This window comes from Corynebacterium sp. NPDC104732 (assembly GCF_055583565.1).
The window spans coordinates 173,573-191,355 of the sequence record NZ_JBVJNS010000004.1; the positions used below are offsets into that span (position 1 = coordinate 173,573).

Here is a 17,783-nt window from a genome sequence, read left to right on the forward strand (position 1 = left end):
ATCGACGAAAGGTAAAACACATGGCTAAGTACGAACTTCCTCAGCTCGACTACGCATACGACGCTCTCGAGCCACACATCTCCGCTGAGATCATGGAGCTGCACCACACCAAGCACCACCAGAACTACGTCAACGGTGCTAACGCTGCTTTGGAGAAGCTTGAGGCTGCTCGCAACGATGGTTCCATCGGCGCCGTCGTCACCGCCCTGTCCAAGGACCTCGCTTTCAACCTTGGTGGCCACACCAACCACTCCCTGTTCTGGAAGAACCTTGGCCCTAACGCTGGCGGCGAGCCAACCGGCGAGCTTGCCGACGCCATCGACCGCGACTTCGGTTCCTTCGAGAAGTTCCAGGCTCACTTCGAAGCAGCAGCTCTTGGCCTGCAGGGCTCCGGCTGGGCGGTGCTGGCTTGGGACAGCCTGGGCGAACGCCTAGTTATCGAGCAGATGACTGACCAGCAGGGCAACCTCTCCATCGACCTGAAGCCACTGCTCCTCCTGGACATGTGGGAGCACGCTTTCTACCTCCAGTACAAGAACGTCAAGGCAGACTACGTCAAGGCTGTCTGGAACGTCTTCAACTGGGATGAGGTTGCACAGCGCTTCGCTGCTGCTAAGTAAACTCTCCTAGCACATCCGCCCCGTGTATCAGCTGCGGGGCGGATGTGCGTTTTATAGGTCGGCTGTAGTGATTACCTGCGCAAACAACCGCATCGATTCCACGGCGGCATCGTGAGCTTCCGGCGTAACTGCCGAACAGGCGTCCTCCAGTAAGAACGTGTTGAAGCCCAGGTCTGCCGCTTCTCTCACTGTTGATTCCACTGAGGCGTTAGTTGCTACCCCACATACGATGATGTTTTCAATCCCGTGTTCCTTGAGCAGCGTCTCCAGGTGTGAGGAAGAAAAGGGTCCGGGTCGGGTATGAGTGACAACAATGTCGGAATCGTGTAGTTCTACGTCAGCCACAATATCCGCACCGGGAGATCCATCCTTGAGCGCCCCCGCCTGTTGTGCCATTGCAAGCAGCGGGATATGTGGCGCGAGGTCGGAGTAGTCGTCCTGAAAGGCTACGCGTAGAGCAACCACCGTGCCTCCAGCGTCGCGCACTTTAGTAAAGGCCGTATTGCACTTACCAATAACATCACGACGAGCCACCTCTGGGTAGAACAGGCTGCCAAAAGCGGTGCCGTCAGCAACGATGTCACCCATCAAGTGAATTGCGAGGATCGCTGTCTTTTCATTCAACATTCTTATTCCTTTCAGACCTTTGAAAGAGCATTCCAATGCCCGCCATATACTTATGAGTATGACACGAGACCAAAAAGCGATTATTGCCATGCTCGCCGTCGGCCTCGCCACTTTCAACGGGCTTTATTGCACTCAAGCACTGTTACCGACGTTGGCCTCCGTGTTCAAGATCTCCCCGACCACTGCGGCTCTCACCATTTCAGCGACTACCGGCATGCTCGCACTCTGCGTGGTTCCGGCGTCGATTCTTTCCGAGCGCTTTGGGCGTGGGCGGATCCTGGTGGGGTCGTTGCTAGCCGCCACTGCTTTGGGGCTTGTGATCCCATTCTTGACTAATGCGTACGCCATCATCGCCATTCGCGCACTTCAGGGCCTATTTTTTGCTGGCACTCCAGCGGTGGCGATGACCTGGCTAAGTGAAGAGATGGGCCGGGAAGAGCTTGCTCGCGCGATGGGCATCTATATCGCAGGTAATACTGTCGGTGGGCTGATCGGTCGTCTCATTCCGGCGGGAATGCTGGAGTTCACGTCGTGGCAGTGGGCTATGGGCGTAAACGCTGTGTTCGCGTTTGCGATGGCGCTCGCGGTGTGGATGCTACTGCCTAAGCAGCGCAATTTTAGGCCGAAGGAACTGCATTTCCGCAGTGAATTTCACGCGATGCTTGGACACTGGAAAAACCCACGACTCGTGCTGCTGTTTGTGCTACCTTTCCTGGCGATGGGCACGTTCGTGTCGGTATACAACTACCTAGGTTTTCGACTGGTGTCGATGTTTGGACTGTCGCAGGGCTTAGTCGGTTTGCTCTTTTTGATGTACTTGTCAGGCACGTGGAGTTCCGCGCGGGCCGGCAAGATGGTGCAGCGGTTTGGGCGGGAACACGTAGTTTTGGCGTCGGCGCTGCTGATGTTGCTGTCCCTACCGGGGCTTGGCACGAGCTCATTACTGTTGTTGCTCGTGGCATTATTCGTGTTCACAGCAGCCTTTTTTGTCATGCATTCGACGGCATCGAGTTGGGTGGGGTTGCTGGCCAAATCTCACCGTGCAGAAGCGTCAAGTATGTATGTTTTCAACTACTACGCAGGAAGTTCCTTAGTCGGCTGGCTGTCTGGACATATGTTTCAGCTTGGCTGGTGGTGGCTTATCGGTTGGCTCGCAGGGCTCAGTGGCGTGATTGTCGTGCTGAGCGCACTGTTGGGGCGTAAGTAAAATTCTGCATTTCAAGTCCACGGGACCGGTCAAAAGCGTCTCAGATGCAGAATTTTACTTACGCTTCTGCAATGCAGACACAAGCGAACGTAGCTGTTCCGGATTACGGATCTGCCCGGCAGTAATACGAACTGGTGTGATGCCCTGAAGCAATAGCTGTTGCCCAACCTCCGAATCGTAATCACGTTGTAAACGCTGCAGGTGGTGTTCACCGTCATAGAACAAAGCTAGGCGAGACACGGGGTCATAAAGGTCAGCAGCAGTGAGGTATCTACCCGTTGCGTCAAAGAATTCCGTCTGGTTCTCCCAGTCCGCGAGATCCCGGAGGATGAGTCGCATATGCGTTTCTGGTGGAGAATCCACCCCCGCCACGCTCAGCTTCCACAGCCGTTTAAGCCTCCTTCGGCACGTCCGCGATGCAGCTTCTGCAAAGAGATCTTCCCTGGTCAAACCGATTTTAGTGCGCACCAGATCGAGAATTTCGATGGCGTGCACTTCTGCAGGAGCGAGCCCGGCTATGTGTGGCACTCTCCATTCATGATGCCCGCGAAAGATACTCACTAGACAGTCGACCACAGCAGTGGCCACATCGGTGAACCGACAAACTACCTCACCCCATTGTCGCTCATGCACCAAGGCATGCGACCGATAGCATGTCACGATACCTGGTGGATCAGGTTTCCGGGGACGATAGGAAACGTGCAGGTGAACCGGGGCATCGTGGTAGAAATCCAGCCCATGGCATTGCAAAGCGGCCCATCCGCCGAGGACGGCAGACGAGCTGGATCGGATGGCCAGGTAACTACGATGCGATAATGTCTCCACACTTAGTTAGACTGACCAAATCCCGCAAATGGTTCCCTACTTAAATACCACCGGTTGCCGCGACAGTTTCGAAGGGGCGAATTGTTCCAATAGCCCGGCTGGGGAGGCGGGCTGCAACCCAATCGAACGGGCGAGCTCTGCTCGGGCCCAGGACAGGTCCATGTCGCGCAACGTAACCGCCCCATCGCGTTTAGCTAACCGCTTACCCGCGGCATTCAGCACCAACGGCACGTGCACATACTCGGGGACAGGAAGCCCCAACAAAGATGCCAAATATGCCTGACGTGGCGCTGAGGGCAGCAGGTCATCGCCCCGTACTACTTGAGTGACGCCCTGGTAAGCATCGTCAACGACGACGGCCAGGTTGTAGGCCCAGTCACCGTCACCACGTCGCAAGACCATATCATCGACGTCGCCGGTATACGAACCTGCAAAGTAGTCCTGCACGGTAAATGACGTCACTGACGAGCGCAGGCGAGTTGAAGGGGCCTTGCCGGGGCGCACCACTGCCCCGTTTCGGCAGGTCCCTGGGTAGGATCCCGGAATCGCATGGGGAGCACGAGATGCTTCCTGGATCTCCTTCCGTGAGCAATAGCACGGGTAGGTGTCCAAACTAGCCAGTGCTGTCGCGTAGGCATCACTTCGGGTTGATTGGTAGAGCGGTTCACCATCCCAGTCCAGGCCAATCGCGGCAAGATCCTCAAGCTGCCGTTCAGCAGATTCCATAGACGAACGACCAGTATCAACGTCCTCAACGCGAAGTACGAAGCCCCCGCCGTCGTGACGCGCAAACAGCCAGGCCAGCAAGGCGGTACGGAGGTTGCCGAAGTGTAAATCCCCGCTCGGGCTGGGTGCATAGCGTCCGATCATGGTAATTAATGCTAGTGAATATTTCTAAGTCTGGGGAGGGCGTAGCCACCGCTGCGCCCGCTAGTACACCCCGCCACATCACTGTCCAACGTTCCTACTACCCTGTTTTCCTCGCCCTGTTCGTGGCGATCTTCATCATCTCGAACATCACGGCCTCCAAGGGCGTCGCGTTCGGCCCTATCATCACCGACGGCGCGTTCTTCCTCTTCCCAGCCGCATACGTCATCGGCGACGTGCTCTCCGAATGCTACGGCTTCAAAGCAACTCGCAACGCCATCTGGACTGGCTTCGCTGGCATGCTCATCGCGGTCATCGCGTTCTACATCGCTATTGCGCTGCCGGCAGCTGACTTTTACGAGGGCCAGCAGGCGTTTGCCGAAACACTCGGCTTAGTGCCCCGAATCGTGGCTGCCTCCCTAGCCGGCTACCTGGTCGGACAGCTACTCAACGCATTTACATTGGTGAAACTGAAGGCAAAAACAGGTGAAAAGTCTTTGTGGGCGCGGCTGCTGTCGTCAACAGTGGTGGGCGAGTTTGGCGACACCCTCATCTTCTGCCTCATCGCAGCCCCCGTCATCGGCATCACCACCTTTACAGACACCGTGAACTACACCATGGTCGGATTCCTGTGGAAAACCGGTGTCGAAGTTTGCATGATGCCCGTAACCTACGCAGTCATTGCGGCGGTGAAGAAGCGAGAGAACTACTAGATGTAGATGTCGAATCTGGTAATGCAAACCGCACTTTTAAGCCCAGAAACGTCAGTTTGCATTGCCAAATCCGGCAAGCCACTCTCTGACAGCCGCGGTGGCCCGGCAATCGTCTTCGTTGTATTGCAGTAGTTCTTCGCGGGCGTCCGTTGCCCCGGAGGCGGCGGCGAGGTACAGATTGACGGAGGATTCGCCGTCGACGTCGACGTGGTAGTTGTATCCTGCTGCGGGGGCGATGACTTTCAGTCCGAGCCCGAATGGGCCCAGGAATTGTTTGCGGACGAGTTGGAAGATGTCGATCCAGTAGGGGGCGCCGATGAAGTCTTCCACCTCTTCCAACGAGGGAACCCCTGGTTGGCCTGCGAAGCGGCGGGCGGCGGAACGTAGCCAGTGGTTTTCGCCGTGGTTGGAGTAGCAGAAGGCCCCGAATGTGAGGCCCTGCTCTAGGGCGTTATCACGAACCCCAGATATGAAGTCCCAGAATGCAGCGAAAGCTTCGGATTCTGTGGAAAGCGACCACGCGGTGAAGGCGTGGTAGGTGGATCCGTCGAATGCTCCCCAGAGGTAGACGCCTTGGTCAAGATAGCTTTCGAGGTCGATATCCAGTTCCACGTCAAAGCGGGGTGCGGTTACTGGCCCGCGGGGCACCACTACCTCGCCGTTTTGAAACGCGACGGCCATGCGGGAAGCGTCGCCGAGGTTCGCTGCAGCCAATGCCGAGACGGTGGTAAGTCCCATCTCTCGGTAGGGGTTCGCGCGGTCCCCGGGGAGCAGTAGTGAAATATCGTCAGAAGCGGTCAATTGCTCAGAGCAATAGGGCCAGTACCTGCAGGAATCGCATTCTTTGACGCGTCTGGGTGCGGTGGGTGTTTCTACTAGGAGGGCTCGGTCGAGGGCGTCGTAAAGCGGCGGGAGCGGGTCCAGGAAGGCGCGGGTGCGGTCTTGGCCGATGACGCCGCCGTAGCCGCGTTCGAGATCCATTTCTTGGAGGGCGCGACCGGCGATCGCGAGCCGGTACGTATCGATGGCGTGGTGGCGGATCTTGTATTCGCCGGTCAGGGGGCTGCCGAGGCCGAGGCGGGGGACGGCCAGGTAAGAAACACGGCGACCGGCGTGGGGGCGGGCGGCTCGGTGGTTGGTGATGATGACGGGCAGGTATCCTCCGTTGAAGGCGACGAGGATGTCGATGGAGACGTCGTTAAGCACGGCGTTGGTGATGAGGGTGGCCCCGGCGGCGATCGCTTCGAGGGTGTCGAAGAAATCGTCCCCGGCGTCAACCCGAGCGAAGTAGCCTCGGTCCCCGCGCGCTGGCGTGACCGGCAATGATTCGAATACCACAGCGCGGGCTTTCTCAATTCTTTCCAGTCGCGCGAGGCCCGCGGGGGTCGGCGGAACGTCGGGGTGTGCTGAGCGCTGCACGGACCGGTAGCGGCAGCCGACTAGATCGCTCGGAGAAATCACAACAACTACTTTGCCATATCCCAGGTAGGGTAATAAGGAGCAAAAGTTTTACGAAGTATTCGGGAGTTAACCATGGGTGTGTTTGAGTCGATGCGTAAGGCCCGCGCGAAGACTAAGGCTGAGGTGAAGGCCGCGAAGGCTCGTGCCAAGGCTGAGGTGAAGGCCGCGCAGAAGGCTAAGGTTCGTCAGGAGAAGCTGCTCGCGAAGCAGGAACACAAGCTGCTCAAGGCAGAAAGCAAGGGCCTGAAGGCGAAGCGTAAGCAGGAGCTAAAGTTAGCCAAGACCGAGTTGGCGCGTGTTCAGGCCGGCAGGTTTAACAAGGCTAAGGTCCAGCGTTACCTGGGGACCGCCCGGATGTTGACCCCTATTTTGCTGCCGTTGATTTATAAGGCTTCCACGCAGATCCGGGAGGCGATCACCAAGCAGCGCGCCCAGAAGGCGGGAATCTCGGCTGCAGAGATGTCCCAGTTCGCGGGCCACGGTGCGTCGCTTAAGGCGCGTATTGCGGGGATGCGGAAGAATCTGGAGGATGCCCCGATTGCGCGCGGTTTCAAGATTGATGCTGATGAGCGCCTGAATGAGCTGGATAAGGCCGTGGACAATGCGGAGTTCATGACCCCTGAGCAGCGTCGACGCGCGCACCGTTCCATCACTTCCGACCTGGACGCGCTGGCTGGTCAGATCCAAGACAAGCTTGTTTGATTTAGAAAAGATCGGCGCTGGTCTGCCTGTTTCGGGCATCCTCGCCGAGCTCCACGACGCCCACAGCGCCGTCATCCAAGCACCGCCCGGCACGGGTAAAACGACGCTCGTCCCGCCGGCGGTGTTTAATGCTGTCGGTGGCCGTGTCGTAGTGGTGGCGCCTCGGCGAGTTGCCGTGCGGGCGGCCGCGGCGCGGCTTCGTGCGCTGTCGGGCCTTCCGGTCGGATTCGCGGTACGCGGGGCTTCCCAGCCTTCGGACCTGGTGGAGTTCGTCACTCCCGGAGTGTTGTTGCGCCGACTGTTGCAGGACCCCTTCTTGGAGGGCGTGTCTGCCGTGGTAGTGGACGAGGTGCACGAGCGCGGGTTGGACACGGACCTGGTGCTTGGCATGCTCATTGAGCTGAGCTCAGTTCGGGACGATCTCGCTCTCTTCGCCATGTCAGCCACCCTGGATGCTGCCCGGTTTTCCGAGTTACTCGGCGGCGTGCCGGTGCTGGAAACCCCGGCTGTGCTGCATCCGCTGGATATTTCTTACCAGTCGATTCCCGGCCGGCTGGAGGGTACGCGGTCGTTTTACGCTGCGCTTGCGCGCCTCGCCGAGTCTCATGTTGGTTCGCATTCGGTGTTGGTCTTTGTTCCCGGCGCGCGGGAAGTCGCGTGGGTGTGCGAGGAAATTGATGCGTATCCGCTGCATGGGCGCCTGTCCCTGGCGGAGCAAGATGCAGCGCTCTATACCGACGCTCCCCGCGTAATCGTGGCGACGAATGTGGCCGAGTCCTCCATCACCGTTCCTGGTGTGCGCACCGTGATTGATTCGGGGTTGGCACGCGAACCTCGTTATGATCGCGCCCGCGGGATGACGGGACTGGTCACAGCTTCAATCTCCCGGTCTTCTGCGGACCAGCGTGCTGGGCGTGCGGGCCGCGAGGGACCTGGCCGCGTGATCCGTGCCTATTCTTCCAGTGAGTATGAGGCGTTCAAATCTTTCACCACCCCAGAAATCCAATCGGCTGACCTCACCCAGGCGGTGCTGTTCCTGAAATGCTGGGGTTCGCTTGACGTACCGCTGCTGGATCCGATGCCCGCAGCCTCGGTCGAGGATGCACTCGCAACGTTGCGCACTTTAGGGGCGGATGATCCTCAGGTTGCTCGTTCGTTAGCGCTGCTACCGGTGGCGCCCCGGCTGGGCCGGGCGCTGTTAGAAACTGGGGATGCCCGAACGGTGGCTGCGCTTGCTGACCAACCTTCCGGCGATATCGCCCGCATTCAGCCACCAGCCCGTGAGGTGAAAAGACTGTCGGGTTCCGGCGCTGTCCAACCCGGGTTGACCACGGCCTTTGCCTACCCGGAATGGGTGGCACGGCGGGTAGCAGGAAACGAGTTCCAGCTGGCGTCGGGCACCCGCGCTACCTTGGGTTTCCCGGACCTGGGCTCCGAGTGGATTGCCTGCGCCGCGGTGTCTCGCACCAAGAGCGGTGGCGTGATTCGCGCTGCTGCGGCGCTCAGCCAAGAGGACGCATTACGGGTGGTTCCGGTGGTGGAGGAGACGTCTGCACTGGTGGAAGGCACTCGTGTGAAGGGGCGTCGGGTGCGGCGGGCAGGCGCTATCGAGCTGTCCAGTACCCCGGTTGCGCTTTCTCCTTTGGAGATTGAAGAAGCTCTCACTAATGCGGTGCGCGCTCAGGGTTTTGGCATTTTGCACACCTCCGAGGGGTTCGTGGCGCTGCGCGATCGCTTGGCGTTCCTGCATGCTCAGCTGGGCGCGCCATGGCCGGATGTTTCCGATGAATCCTTGACCCGCACCTGGTCGGGTTCCAGCGCCACAGTCGGTGCCGACTTCCTCAAAGCCCTCCTCCCCTGGCCTGAAGCTGCGCGCCTGGATGAGCTCGCCCCGGAGCGCCTGAAGGTTCCGAGTGGCCGCTCACACGCATTGCACTACGATTCCGGGCGCCCGGTATGCCGGGTCAAGCTGCAGGAATGCTTCGGCCTAGCCGAATCTCCGGTGTTCTGTGAGGTACGGGTGCAGTTTCATCTGCTCTCCCCCGCGGGCCGGCCGCTGGCCGTCACCGATGACTTAGCAAGTTTCTGGAATGGCCCCTACCGGGGCGTGCGCGCCGAGATGCGCGGGCGCTACCCGAAGCACCCGTGGCCGGAAGATCCGTGGTCGGCGCCGGCGACAGCATTAACGAAGCGTAAGTAAAATTCGGCATTTTCGCGGTTTTTCATGCCGTATCAGAGCAAAAATGTCGAATTTTACTTACGGCAAAAACCCACGCACATCCCACCGCGTACCCAGCGAGGATTTCCACTGGCCGATGTACCCCTAAATACAGGCGGGAATAGCCCACAAGCAGCGCCAATGCTACAGCGCCACAGGCCACCCACCACCGGGACCACAGCACAACAATCACGCAGGCCAACGCAGCAATCGCTGTGGCGTGCCCGCTAGGGAAAGAGTAGGAAGCCTCATACACGGTTGCAGTGGCCGGCCGCGGGACGGCGAAAAGGGGTTTGAGCAGGTGTGTGGTTAAGCTGGCGCACGCGACGGGCACCCACGCCCAGCGTGCCTTTACTGACAGCGCGACCGCGTACCCCAGCACCGCCCAGGGTTGGAAAAGGAATGAGATCAACCCCACTGCTGCCAGCCCAAATAGCAGGACATGATCACCACTGTGCACAGTAAGAGGATGCGGATGAGGCGTGTTCCACCGCCGAGCACCGTGCGGGCGCCGAGTTGTGCCCCGATCACATTCGCTACCGCCAGAGTGAGGCCAAGCTGCCACCAAATGTGTCCACCAACTGTGAAAACGACCAGCGCACCCAGATTCGTGGCGGTATTGACCACCTTGGTCAGCGCGGTGGACGCCAGGAAATTCTGCGACAAAATTCCGGTGAACACCATGATCAGGAACATGCCCGTGCCGGGTCCGAAGATGCCGTCATAAAATGCGATCGCGCCCACCCCAAGCAAGGTCAGCACCCGCCTGCCTATCGACGGTGCTTCCTCCGACTCCCCCTGCCCGAACGATGGCCGAAGCGCCACAATCGTGCCGACGATCAGCATGAGCACGATTACCATCGGCCGCATCACGTCTTTGGAGATCATGGCTGCGATCAATGCACCGACGCCCGAACACATCGCGGCGATCGGGATGAACATCACCGCCAGCTGGCGTGGCACGGCAACTTTCCTCAGGTATGCCACCGCCGCTGATGCGGTGCCTGTGATCGCTGCGACTTTGTTGGTCGCTACGACCATCGCTGGAGACATGCCCGGAAATACGGCCATGAGCAGCGGAATAAGGATGAGGCCTCCGCCTCCGATCATCGCATCGACCCAACCGGCAGCCATCGATCCTGCGATGAGTATTCCCCATTCCAACTTGATTACTCCTAACCTAGGTGACGGAAAGGAATTTTAACTTATGGTTACACGCTGGTCGATCGTCATCGCACTGACTTTCGGCTGCGGTTTTCTCTTCGACCGTGCCGGGGTGCCCGCTGCTTGGATTCTGGGTGCGATCGTCGGTTCCGCATCGCTGGCGCTCTACACGTCCACCGAGCTCCCGGTGCACTCTCTGCTCAAAAGGATCAGCCGTAATCTCATTGCGGTCATGGCGGCAGCCCCCATCGTTGCCACCAGCCCAGAGGACCTGTTGCACTTCATCCTGCCTGGTGTTGTGGTTTCCGCGGTGACGGTAGGCATCGGTATCGCAGGTGGTATGCTCCTTTCCCGCCACGAACCAGCAATCTCTCGGGAGACTGGTGTGCTATCCATGCTGGCTGGCGGGGCCTCTATCATGCCGGTGCTCGCCGAGACCATGGGCGCGGACTTCCGCTATGTCACGCTTTCCCAATACCTGCGGCTCCTCACCGTGACGATCACGCTGCCCCTGCTCGTGCCACTGATGGATGTGCCCCGGGGAACGATCTCCCACCAGGAAGCTCCCTACGAACTCATCCCGCTGCTCGCCATCGGGGCAATCGTGCTCGTCGCAGAACCCCTGGCCACACTGCTACGTTTCCCTGCGCCCGGCATTATCGGGCCACTCGGTCTCACGATCCTCCTAGCCCAATTCTTTCCACACCCCTCTGCCCTAGCGCTGCCCACAGAACTCAAAATCTTCACGTTCGTCATCATCGGCTGGACCGCCGGTGGCATGCTCTCGATCCCCGCGCTGAAATTCTTCGCCAAGCAGCTCCCGGCCACCTTCATCTTCATCTTCCTGCTACTGGGATCCTGCGCAATCATGGCCATTGGGATCATGCACTGGCTGGATACCTCATACTTCGAGGCATACCTCGCCACCAGCCCCGGCGGGCTAGAAACAGTCTTAGCCCTCGCCGATGAATTCGACGCCGGACCTTCCATCGCCGCGATCCAAGTCATCCGACTCATCGCCATCTTGCTCGTGGCGGGATACTTGCCGAAGATACTGGCGCGTCGGATTTGGTAATGCAAACCGCACTTTTAGCGGGAAAATCGTCAGTTTGCTTTACCAAATCCGGCAAGGACTTCCTCTCTAAGGATCTCCATCGGGATTGATCCATAGGACAGCGCGCGTGCGTGGAAATCCTGTAGTGACATGCCGGCAGCGAGGGCGTCGTCCCGCAGTTGTTGCCAGAGCCGTTGTCCGAGGGCGTAGGACGGTGCTTGTCCGGGCCAGCCGAGGTAGCGGTTGAGTTCGAATTCCAGGGCGGCGGGGCTCATGGCGGAGTTTTCGCGGAGGAAGTTCCGCGCGTAGGAGGCGTCCCAGGTGCTGATTCCATCGGGGACGTGTTTGCCGAGGTGGACGCCGATGTCGAGGACAACTCGGGCGGCGCGGAGTCGTTGGGCGTCGAGTAGTCCCATTTTCATGCCGGGGTCGGATAGGTATCCGAGTTCGTCCATGAGGTTTTCGGCGTAGAGCGCCCAACCTTCGCCGTGTCCGGAGTTCCAGCAGGGGACGCGGCGCCAGAGGTTGAGCGGGGCGAGCATGGCGGAGCCGATTTGGAGGTGGTGGCCGGGGACGCCTTCGTGGTAGACGGTGGTGAGTTCCTGCCATTTGTGGAAGGTGTTATCGCCCGGCGCGACGGACCACCACATGCGACCGGGGCGGGAGAAGTCGGCGGTGGGTGGGGTGTAGAAGATGCCACCGGTGCCGGCTTTGTCGATGCAGCATTCGATGCGGCGGATTTCTTCGGGAATGTTGAAGGCGGCGACTGCTTCGTCGGCTGCGGTTTGCATCCATTGCTGCAGCTTATCGACGCCCTCGATCAGATACTTGGGGTCTGAGTTGAGCTTGGTGATTGCTTCCGGGACGGTGGTTCCCGGTCCGTACAGTTGTCGTGCAACGGATTCTTGTGCGGCAATAATGTCGCGCAGCCTTTCGAGGCCCCACTCGTAGGCTTCGTCGAGATCTACAGACGCTCCGACGAATTCGCGGGAGAACAACTCGTAGCGTTCCCGGCCGACAGCATCTGTGGTCGGAGCATGGGAGGCCAGGCACTCGGAGAGCCATTCTCCCAGTTCAGCAAAGGCTTTTTTGACGGATTTAACTTCTGCTTCGGGGGCTCCGAGAGTGTCGTAGAAGGAGGTGTTGCCGCATTCTGCGATGAGGAGTTCCACTTGGCGCAGCGCAGCGACTCGTCCTTGGCCGGCGGCGAGGGCGAGGGATTCGCGGTAGCCCTTGAGAGCGGAGGGGACCTTGGCCAGGCGGGCCCGGATGGCGTCCTGGTCGGACATGAGGGAGAAGGTGTCTCGGATGGTTTGGACTGGGGAGGCCAGGTTGTTCAGTAGGGCGTAGTTTTCTGCGCGGTGGTGAAGATCCAGTTGGAGTCCAAGTCGGTCGCGGAGCACCGCGGCGGTGACGGTATCGACGTCGTCGAAGTCATCAATGTCGTCGCAGTCATCGGTGCAGTCGTCGAAGGCGTCGACGTCAGCGAGGAGGTCTCGGGAAAGGTCAGCAAGTTTGTCCCAGTATGCGGGGGAAAAGTCTTGGAGCTGGTCGTCGTGTCCGGGGATGCCCCATCCGGTGGCGTCGGTCGGTGATACGGCTGCGACGGCGTGGACGTATGCGTCGCACGTGGCGTCGAGTAGGGATGGCTCTCGAGTCATAAGCGCATAGTCTAGCTTTTTCAGCGACGATTGCCAGGACGGATTGTGATAGCAAATGCTACAAAATCGATCTATCGGAGAATTTTGCCCGTAGGAAACAAACTTGCACCTGAGCGGAAACTATAATTTTCATCATGAGACTTGCGTTCAGCCAAATTTTTGAGAAGCCGGCTACTCCTGCTGCGCAGGTTTTGTACCATGTTCGGCGTTCGCCTCATGTGGGCCGTGGTGAGCTTGTGAAGGCGACCGGCCTGTCGCAGCCGACGATCACCCGCGCCGTTGCTGCTCTCGCTAATGCCGGCTTGCTCCGCGAGAGGCGCGATTTGATCAATACGTCTCGCCCGGGTCGTCCCGTGGTGCCCCTGGAGTTGGCGTCGTGGCCGGGCGCTTTCATTGGGGTGGCGCTCGATAAGGATGACGCTGTTATCGGTTGCTTTGATGCCCGTGGTCGCCTGCTTCGTGAGATTGTGGTGAGCGAGTTCGCCCAAAATCACGTGTGTGCGGATGTGCTGGAGTACATCGTGGCTGCGATCTACCGCATCAAGGGTGATCTTCATCTGCCGATTAAAAGTATTGCGTTGAGCGCGGCCTCGCTGCACTGGAATGATTTCACTGCGATCCGTGAGCGCCTCGAGTTTGAGTTCCACGTTCCCACTATCACCGGTAATGCGGCGTCTGCGCTCGCGTTGGCGGAGTCTCAGCAGGACATCACTGAGGAGGATGTGTTTGTCCTGTATTCGGATAACACCACATCAGCGGCGTATATCAACAGGACGGGCGTGTCCATCCCGGAGGTGAGTATGTCTGTGGATGAGTGGCTGACCTATCTGATTGAGCAGGATCGTCCGAAGCAGATCGTGTTTTCCGGCTCCTATTTCATCAACCCGGAGAACCGCAATCGGATCCGCGCTCAGCTCACCGAGGCGTTCCACGACGAGGTCAAGCTGCGGCTTACCCGCCCCGAGTTGGAGACGCTGCGCACCATCACCCACGCGCTGTCCCTGTCGATGTTCAACGCTCACCCGCTGGAGTTGGCGAAGGCGTGACCAAGCTCTTCGCCGACACTCGTCCGCTTCAATCGCCTGCTTTCCGACGCCTATGGCTGGCAAACATAGTCACCGTCATTGGCGGGCAGATGACGGTCGTGGCCGTCCCGGCGCAGATCTACTCGATCACGAAGGATTCTGGTTACGTCGGCCTCACCGGCCTTTTTGGTTTAGTTCCGCTCATCGTTTTCGGCCTCTACGGTGGCGCCATTGCCGACGCCTTTGATAAGCGCCGTGTGCTGCTAGCGACCACTCTCGGCCTCATCGGCACCACTGCACTGTTTTGGGTCCTGACCGTCCTGGGTAACACGAATGTGTGGCTCCTGCTGGGCACGTATTCCCTGCAGCAGGCGTTTTTCGCGGTCAACCAGCCAACGCGCACCGCGCTGATGCCGCGTTTGCTCCCTAAGGGGTTGCTCGCCGCCGCGGCAGCGCTCAACATGACTTTGGTGCAGTTCGGCGCGATTGTGGGTCCCCTGCTGGCCGGAGCGTTAATCCCGATTACCGGTTTTGCGTGGTTGTACGCGATCGATGCGTTGTCCTTGATGAGCACCCTTTGGGCCGTCGTGAAGCTGCCTGCAGTGCCGGGTGGCGGTCCCGGGCCAGGCGTGGCGTCGGTGGTGGCCGGGGTGAAATATGCCGCGACGCAGCCTATCCTGCTGATTTCCCTGGTCGCCGACCTCATCGCGATGGTTTTCGGCCTACCGCGCGCCCTCTACCCCGAGATCGCACACGTTTCTTTCGGCGGTCCTGCTTCGGGAGGGACGATCCTGGCCTTGTTGTACGCGTCGATGGCGCTAGGGGCGGTCCTGGGTGGGCTATTTTCTGGTTGGATCAGCACGGTGACACGGCAAGGAGTAGCCGTCTACGTCCTCATCATCGCCTGGGGGCTAGCGGTGATCGGCGCCGGTATTGGCGTCCTCTCCCACCTCGCGTGGCTCTGCCTGGTCATGCTGGTCCTCGGCGGGATGATGGACATGTTCAGCATGGCGTTCCGCTCCGCCATCCTCCAGGAATCCGCCGACGAACACGTCCAAGGGCGCATCCAAGGAATTTTCCTCATCGTTGTCGCGGGTGGGCCGCGCTTCGGCGACCTCCTCCACGGCTACAGCTCGGGCCTGATCGGCCCCGCCTACACCATCATTTCCGGTGGAGTACTGGTGATACTCGGCACCCTTGTATGTATGGTGCTGGCGCCGTCCTTCTGGAACTACAGGCGCCCGTGCTCCTTGGAAAGCTCCACGTAATGGCCCGCATGGGTGACAAACTCGCGATCATTCTCGCGCTTCACCTTCGCCGGAATCCCCGCAGCCAACGTGTGGTCAGGGATTTCCTGCCCCTCAAGCACAATCGCACCAGCGGCAATAAGACACCCCTCACCAATCTTCGACCGGCTGAGCAGGCCCGACTTCATCCCCACCAACGTGCCATTGCCCACCGTCGTACCGTGGATCAGGGCCATGTGGCCGATCGTGACGTCATCGCCAAGAATGCACGGCGCATCCCTATCCACATGCAAAATTGACCCATCCTGCACATTCGTGCGCTCACCAATGCGGATCTTATTCACATCCGCGCGGATCACCACGTTGTACCAAATGCTGGCATCCTTACCGATCTCTACATCACCGATAATCGTCGCATTCGGAGCCACAAACGCATCCGGATGAATCTTCGGAGCCTTGCCATTGAATTCCAGGATCACAATATTTCCTTCAAGGTGTCGATGCCAGTAAACAAATGCGCCTGCAAACCACACCGCTCCGCAGCCCGCACATTAGCCTCATTGTCGTCGAAAAAATGCGTCTCCGCAGGCAAAGTCCCCAACAACTCCAACGCCTTCGCATAAGCCTCCGGCTGGGGCTTCTCCACCCCAATGTCATACGACATCGCAATACTGTCGAAATCCTGCAGCCACGTGTGCTTCCTCAACACCTCACGCGCAAGCCCCTCCGGAATATTCGACAGCAACCCCACCCTATGGTCCTTCGCCAACCCGCGGACCAAATCAACCATCTCCGGATCCTCTTCCAACCAACCGGCATAATCCGTATCAATCGCCTGCTGAACATCAAACGGATCCACATGCAGCCGCTTCTGCACCTTGTCCCAGTACTCCTCCGCAGTCACCCGACCAGCATCAAAATCCGGGCGCAACTCCCAATACACCGGCCACAACTCATCCGTCGCCCCAGTCACCTGCTCCAAAGCCCGGAGCGCCTGCTCCGACTGAGTTTTCAAAAGGACACCGTAGAGATCGAAGAGAAAGTTCATGTCTTCCAAGATACTGCCGTGCCGGATTTGGTAATGGAAACTGACTTTTTAGCTGCCAAAACGTCACTTTGCATTACCAAATTCAACAAGTTCCTTGTCTGATGGAACCCTTTCCGGCTCCCGCCAAGTCTAAATAAGTATGAACCCTTTAATTTTTCCTGCTCCGGCTCATCAACTTTCAATTTCCCTTATCTGACGCAACCACGTGCACCGTTTTTCCCATGGTGTTTACGCTTCTCCTGCTTCCCCTCCTGATTTGCTCTTTAGAGTTCGCGCCGCTCATCTGCGTTTTCCTTCTGGTGTTATTGGTGGGTTCGCGGCGCTTGCTTATCATGGGGTGCCGTATTGGTGGGATATTCCGTTGGCTACGGTACATACTCCGGCGCGCGGGGTCCGAGAAAACCCTCATCTCCATTTAATTAAAGGGGTCCGCTTCCAAGAAGTTACTGGTCTTGACCAAATTTTTCCTGACCTCATTTGCGTTGATGCTGCAACTGCCACGATCGATTGCATGATTTACGTCCTGCGGGAACGCATCACTTACTGTACTGCGAAGGTGACAGGATTGTGGTTAACCGAACTCCGTGCGGTCCAGATTTTGGACGCTGCGCGTCGATACGCAGGCGTTACACTGCAAGCCGTCCGCAAGGCTGCTCGACGACGCCTATGTCAACGGCGCCTCAAACGCCTCATGAAGCTCTCGGTGCCCAACGCGGATTCGCCCCAAGAGACCACTCTTCGCCTCATGCTGAAACGGCTACTTCCCGGGTGGACGACGCAACACGAAGTCTACGAAAACGGAACATTGGTCACCATCGTCGATTTCGCTTGGGTGCACCTCAAAGTCGCGATCTATTACGACGGCGAACACCACGGCGACCAGAAAAACATCGACCGCGACAACGAAATCCTCGCCTACCTTCAAGAACAAGGCTGGCACGTCATGCGCGTGACCAAAGGGATGCTCCGGAGGGAGCAAGATCTGATGCGGCGGGTGCGGAGGAAGTTAGAGAAAGCCGGCGCCGAATTTGGTAATGGAAACTGACTTTTTAGCCGTCAAAACGTCACTTTGCATTACCAAATCCGGCACGCCTAGTGTCTGAGCATGGACTTTTTCGCCCGACCTGCCGACGTTGTTGCCCCTGAGTTGCTGGGTGCTGTGTTCACCTGGAACGGGGTTTCGATAAGACTCACGGAGGTGGAGGCATACCTAGGTGAGGATGATCCTGCTTCTCATGCGTCTCGGGGCCTTACCAGGGCGAATGCTGCCCTGTTTGGCCCGCCCGGACTGATGTATGTCTATCATTCTTACGGGATTCATAAGGCGGGCAACATTGTGTGTCA

At 58.8% G+C, this 17,783-nt stretch carries 19 protein-coding genes; 10 read left to right on the forward strand and 9 right to left on the reverse strand.

Annotated elements, in window-relative coordinates; all coding sequences use genetic code 11:
* Positions 1-20 precede the first annotated feature (20 nt).
* Entirely contained in the window at positions 21-620 is a 600-nt protein-coding gene (locus ACZ6ZO_RS04810; RefSeq protein WP_182385176.1) for a superoxide dismutase, read from the forward strand.
* A gap of 51 nt (positions 621-671) precedes the next feature.
* Here ACZ6ZO_RS04810 and ACZ6ZO_RS04815 read toward each other — a convergent pair whose 3' ends face one another.
* A complete protein-coding gene (locus ACZ6ZO_RS04815; protein ID WP_465290967.1) occupies positions 672-1,247 on the reverse strand; it encodes a cysteine hydrolase family protein in 576 nt (191 codons plus the stop codon).
* Between the two features lie 58 nt (positions 1,248-1,305).
* Between ACZ6ZO_RS04815 and ACZ6ZO_RS04820 the strand changes: the two genes are divergently transcribed.
* On the forward strand, positions 1,306-2,454 hold the full coding sequence (locus tag ACZ6ZO_RS04820; RefSeq protein WP_465290969.1) for an MFS transporter: 1,149 nt from the start codon (positions 1,306-1,308) through the stop codon (positions 2,452-2,454).
* Positions 2,455-2,508: 54 nt separating this feature from the next.
* Here the strand turns inward: ACZ6ZO_RS04820 and ACZ6ZO_RS04825 are convergent, their stop codons facing one another.
* Positions 2,509-2,982: a hypothetical protein gene (locus ACZ6ZO_RS04825; protein WP_465290971.1), complete on the reverse strand. Its 474-nt coding sequence runs from the start codon at positions 2,980-2,982 to the stop codon at positions 2,509-2,511.
* 333 nt (positions 2,983-3,315) lie between these two features.
* The gene (gene gluQRS / locus ACZ6ZO_RS04830) at positions 3,316-4,149 is read right to left on the reverse strand and encodes a tRNA glutamyl-Q(34) synthetase GluQRS (protein ID WP_465290973.1); all 834 of its coding nucleotides are present in this window, start codon (positions 4,147-4,149) and stop codon (positions 3,316-3,318) included.
* 8 nt (positions 4,150-4,157) lie between these two features.
* Here gluQRS and ACZ6ZO_RS04835 point away from each other — a divergent pair, with 8 nt between their 5' ends.
* On the forward strand, positions 4,158-4,859 hold the full coding sequence (locus ACZ6ZO_RS04835; protein ID WP_208768282.1) for a queuosine precursor transporter: 702 nt from the start codon (positions 4,158-4,160) through the stop codon (positions 4,857-4,859).
* Between the two features lie 51 nt (positions 4,860-4,910).
* Here the strand turns inward: ACZ6ZO_RS04835 and ACZ6ZO_RS04840 are convergent, their stop codons facing one another.
* On the reverse strand, positions 4,911-6,320 hold the full coding sequence (locus ACZ6ZO_RS04840) for a TM0106 family RecB-like putative nuclease (protein ID WP_465290976.1): 1,410 nt from the start codon (positions 6,318-6,320) through the stop codon (positions 4,911-4,913).
* Between the two features lie 72 nt (positions 6,321-6,392).
* Here ACZ6ZO_RS04840 and ACZ6ZO_RS04845 point away from each other — a divergent pair, with 72 nt between their 5' ends.
* Together ACZ6ZO_RS04845 and ACZ6ZO_RS04850 are read left to right on the forward strand one after the other, a co-directional pair.
* Positions 6,393-7,022, forward strand: coding sequence for a DUF6474 family protein (locus ACZ6ZO_RS04845; RefSeq protein WP_182385168.1), 630 nt, complete (start codon positions 6,393-6,395; stop codon positions 7,020-7,022).
* The gene (locus tag ACZ6ZO_RS04850) at positions 7,015-9,222 is read left to right on the forward strand and encodes an ATP-dependent RNA helicase (protein WP_465290978.1); all 2,208 of its coding nucleotides are present in this window, start codon (positions 7,015-7,017) and stop codon (positions 9,220-9,222) included. Before ACZ6ZO_RS04845 ends, ACZ6ZO_RS04850 begins: the two co-directional genes overlap by 8 nt.
* A gap of 22 nt (positions 9,223-9,244) precedes the next feature.
* Here ACZ6ZO_RS04850 and ACZ6ZO_RS04855 read toward each other — a convergent pair whose 3' ends face one another.
* Both ACZ6ZO_RS04855 and ACZ6ZO_RS04860 read right to left on the reverse strand, forming a co-directional pair.
* Complete coding sequence (locus ACZ6ZO_RS04855; RefSeq protein WP_465290980.1) at positions 9,245-9,700, reverse strand: phosphatase PAP2 family protein; 456 nt, start codon at positions 9,698-9,700, stop codon at positions 9,245-9,247.
* Entirely contained in the window at positions 9,649-10,404 is a 756-nt protein-coding gene (locus ACZ6ZO_RS04860) for a TSUP family transporter (RefSeq protein WP_465290982.1), read from the reverse strand. The genes ACZ6ZO_RS04855 and ACZ6ZO_RS04860 overlap by 52 nt, the downstream gene beginning before the upstream one ends.
* A 43-nt stretch (positions 10,405-10,447) precedes the next feature.
* Here ACZ6ZO_RS04860 and ACZ6ZO_RS04865 point away from each other — a divergent pair, with 43 nt between their 5' ends.
* The gene (locus ACZ6ZO_RS04865; protein ID WP_465290984.1) at positions 10,448-11,479 is read left to right on the forward strand and encodes an AbrB family transcriptional regulator; all 1,032 of its coding nucleotides are present in this window, start codon (positions 10,448-10,450) and stop codon (positions 11,477-11,479) included.
* Between the two features lie 29 nt (positions 11,480-11,508).
* Here ACZ6ZO_RS04865 and ACZ6ZO_RS04870 read toward each other — a convergent pair whose 3' ends face one another.
* Positions 11,509-13,119 (reverse strand): DUF885 domain-containing protein, encoded by a 1,611-nt coding sequence (locus ACZ6ZO_RS04870; RefSeq protein ID WP_465290986.1) that lies wholly within the window; start codon positions 13,117-13,119, stop codon positions 11,509-11,511.
* 134 nt (positions 13,120-13,253) lie between these two features.
* Between ACZ6ZO_RS04870 and ACZ6ZO_RS04875 the strand changes: the two genes are divergently transcribed.
* Positions 13,254-14,165 carry a MarR family transcriptional regulator gene (locus ACZ6ZO_RS04875; RefSeq protein ID WP_465290988.1) on the forward strand — a complete coding sequence of 304 codons (912 nt, stop codon included), beginning with the start codon at positions 13,254-13,256 and terminating at the stop codon, positions 14,163-14,165.
* Entirely contained in the window at positions 14,162-15,412 is a 1,251-nt protein-coding gene (locus ACZ6ZO_RS04880) for an MFS transporter (RefSeq protein ID WP_465290990.1), read from the forward strand. The genes ACZ6ZO_RS04875 and ACZ6ZO_RS04880 overlap by 4 nt, the downstream gene beginning before the upstream one ends.
* On the opposite strand, the gene ACZ6ZO_RS04885 is transcribed toward ACZ6ZO_RS04880, so the two are convergent.
* Positions 15,376-15,873, reverse strand: a complete 498-nt coding sequence (locus ACZ6ZO_RS04885; RefSeq protein ID WP_182387446.1) for a gamma carbonic anhydrase family protein — start codon at positions 15,871-15,873, stop codon at positions 15,376-15,378. The two genes, ACZ6ZO_RS04880 and ACZ6ZO_RS04885, sit on opposite strands and share 37 nt — an antisense overlap.
* The gene (locus ACZ6ZO_RS04890) at positions 15,867-16,439 is read right to left on the reverse strand and encodes an HAD family hydrolase (protein ID WP_465290992.1); all 573 of its coding nucleotides are present in this window, start codon (positions 16,437-16,439) and stop codon (positions 15,867-15,869) included. The genes ACZ6ZO_RS04885 and ACZ6ZO_RS04890 overlap by 7 nt, the downstream gene beginning before the upstream one ends.
* A 511-nt stretch (positions 16,440-16,950) precedes the next feature.
* Between ACZ6ZO_RS04890 and ACZ6ZO_RS04895 the strand changes: the two genes are divergently transcribed.
* Together ACZ6ZO_RS04895 and ACZ6ZO_RS04900 are read left to right on the forward strand one after the other, a co-directional pair.
* On the forward strand, positions 16,951-17,484 hold the full coding sequence (locus tag ACZ6ZO_RS04895) for an endonuclease domain-containing protein (RefSeq protein ID WP_465290994.1): 534 nt from the start codon (positions 16,951-16,953) through the stop codon (positions 17,482-17,484).
* A gap of 60 nt (positions 17,485-17,544) precedes the next feature.
* Positions 17,545-17,783 (forward strand): DNA-3-methyladenine glycosylase (locus ACZ6ZO_RS04900; protein WP_465290996.1); only part of this gene is annotated, 239 nt, incomplete at its 3' end.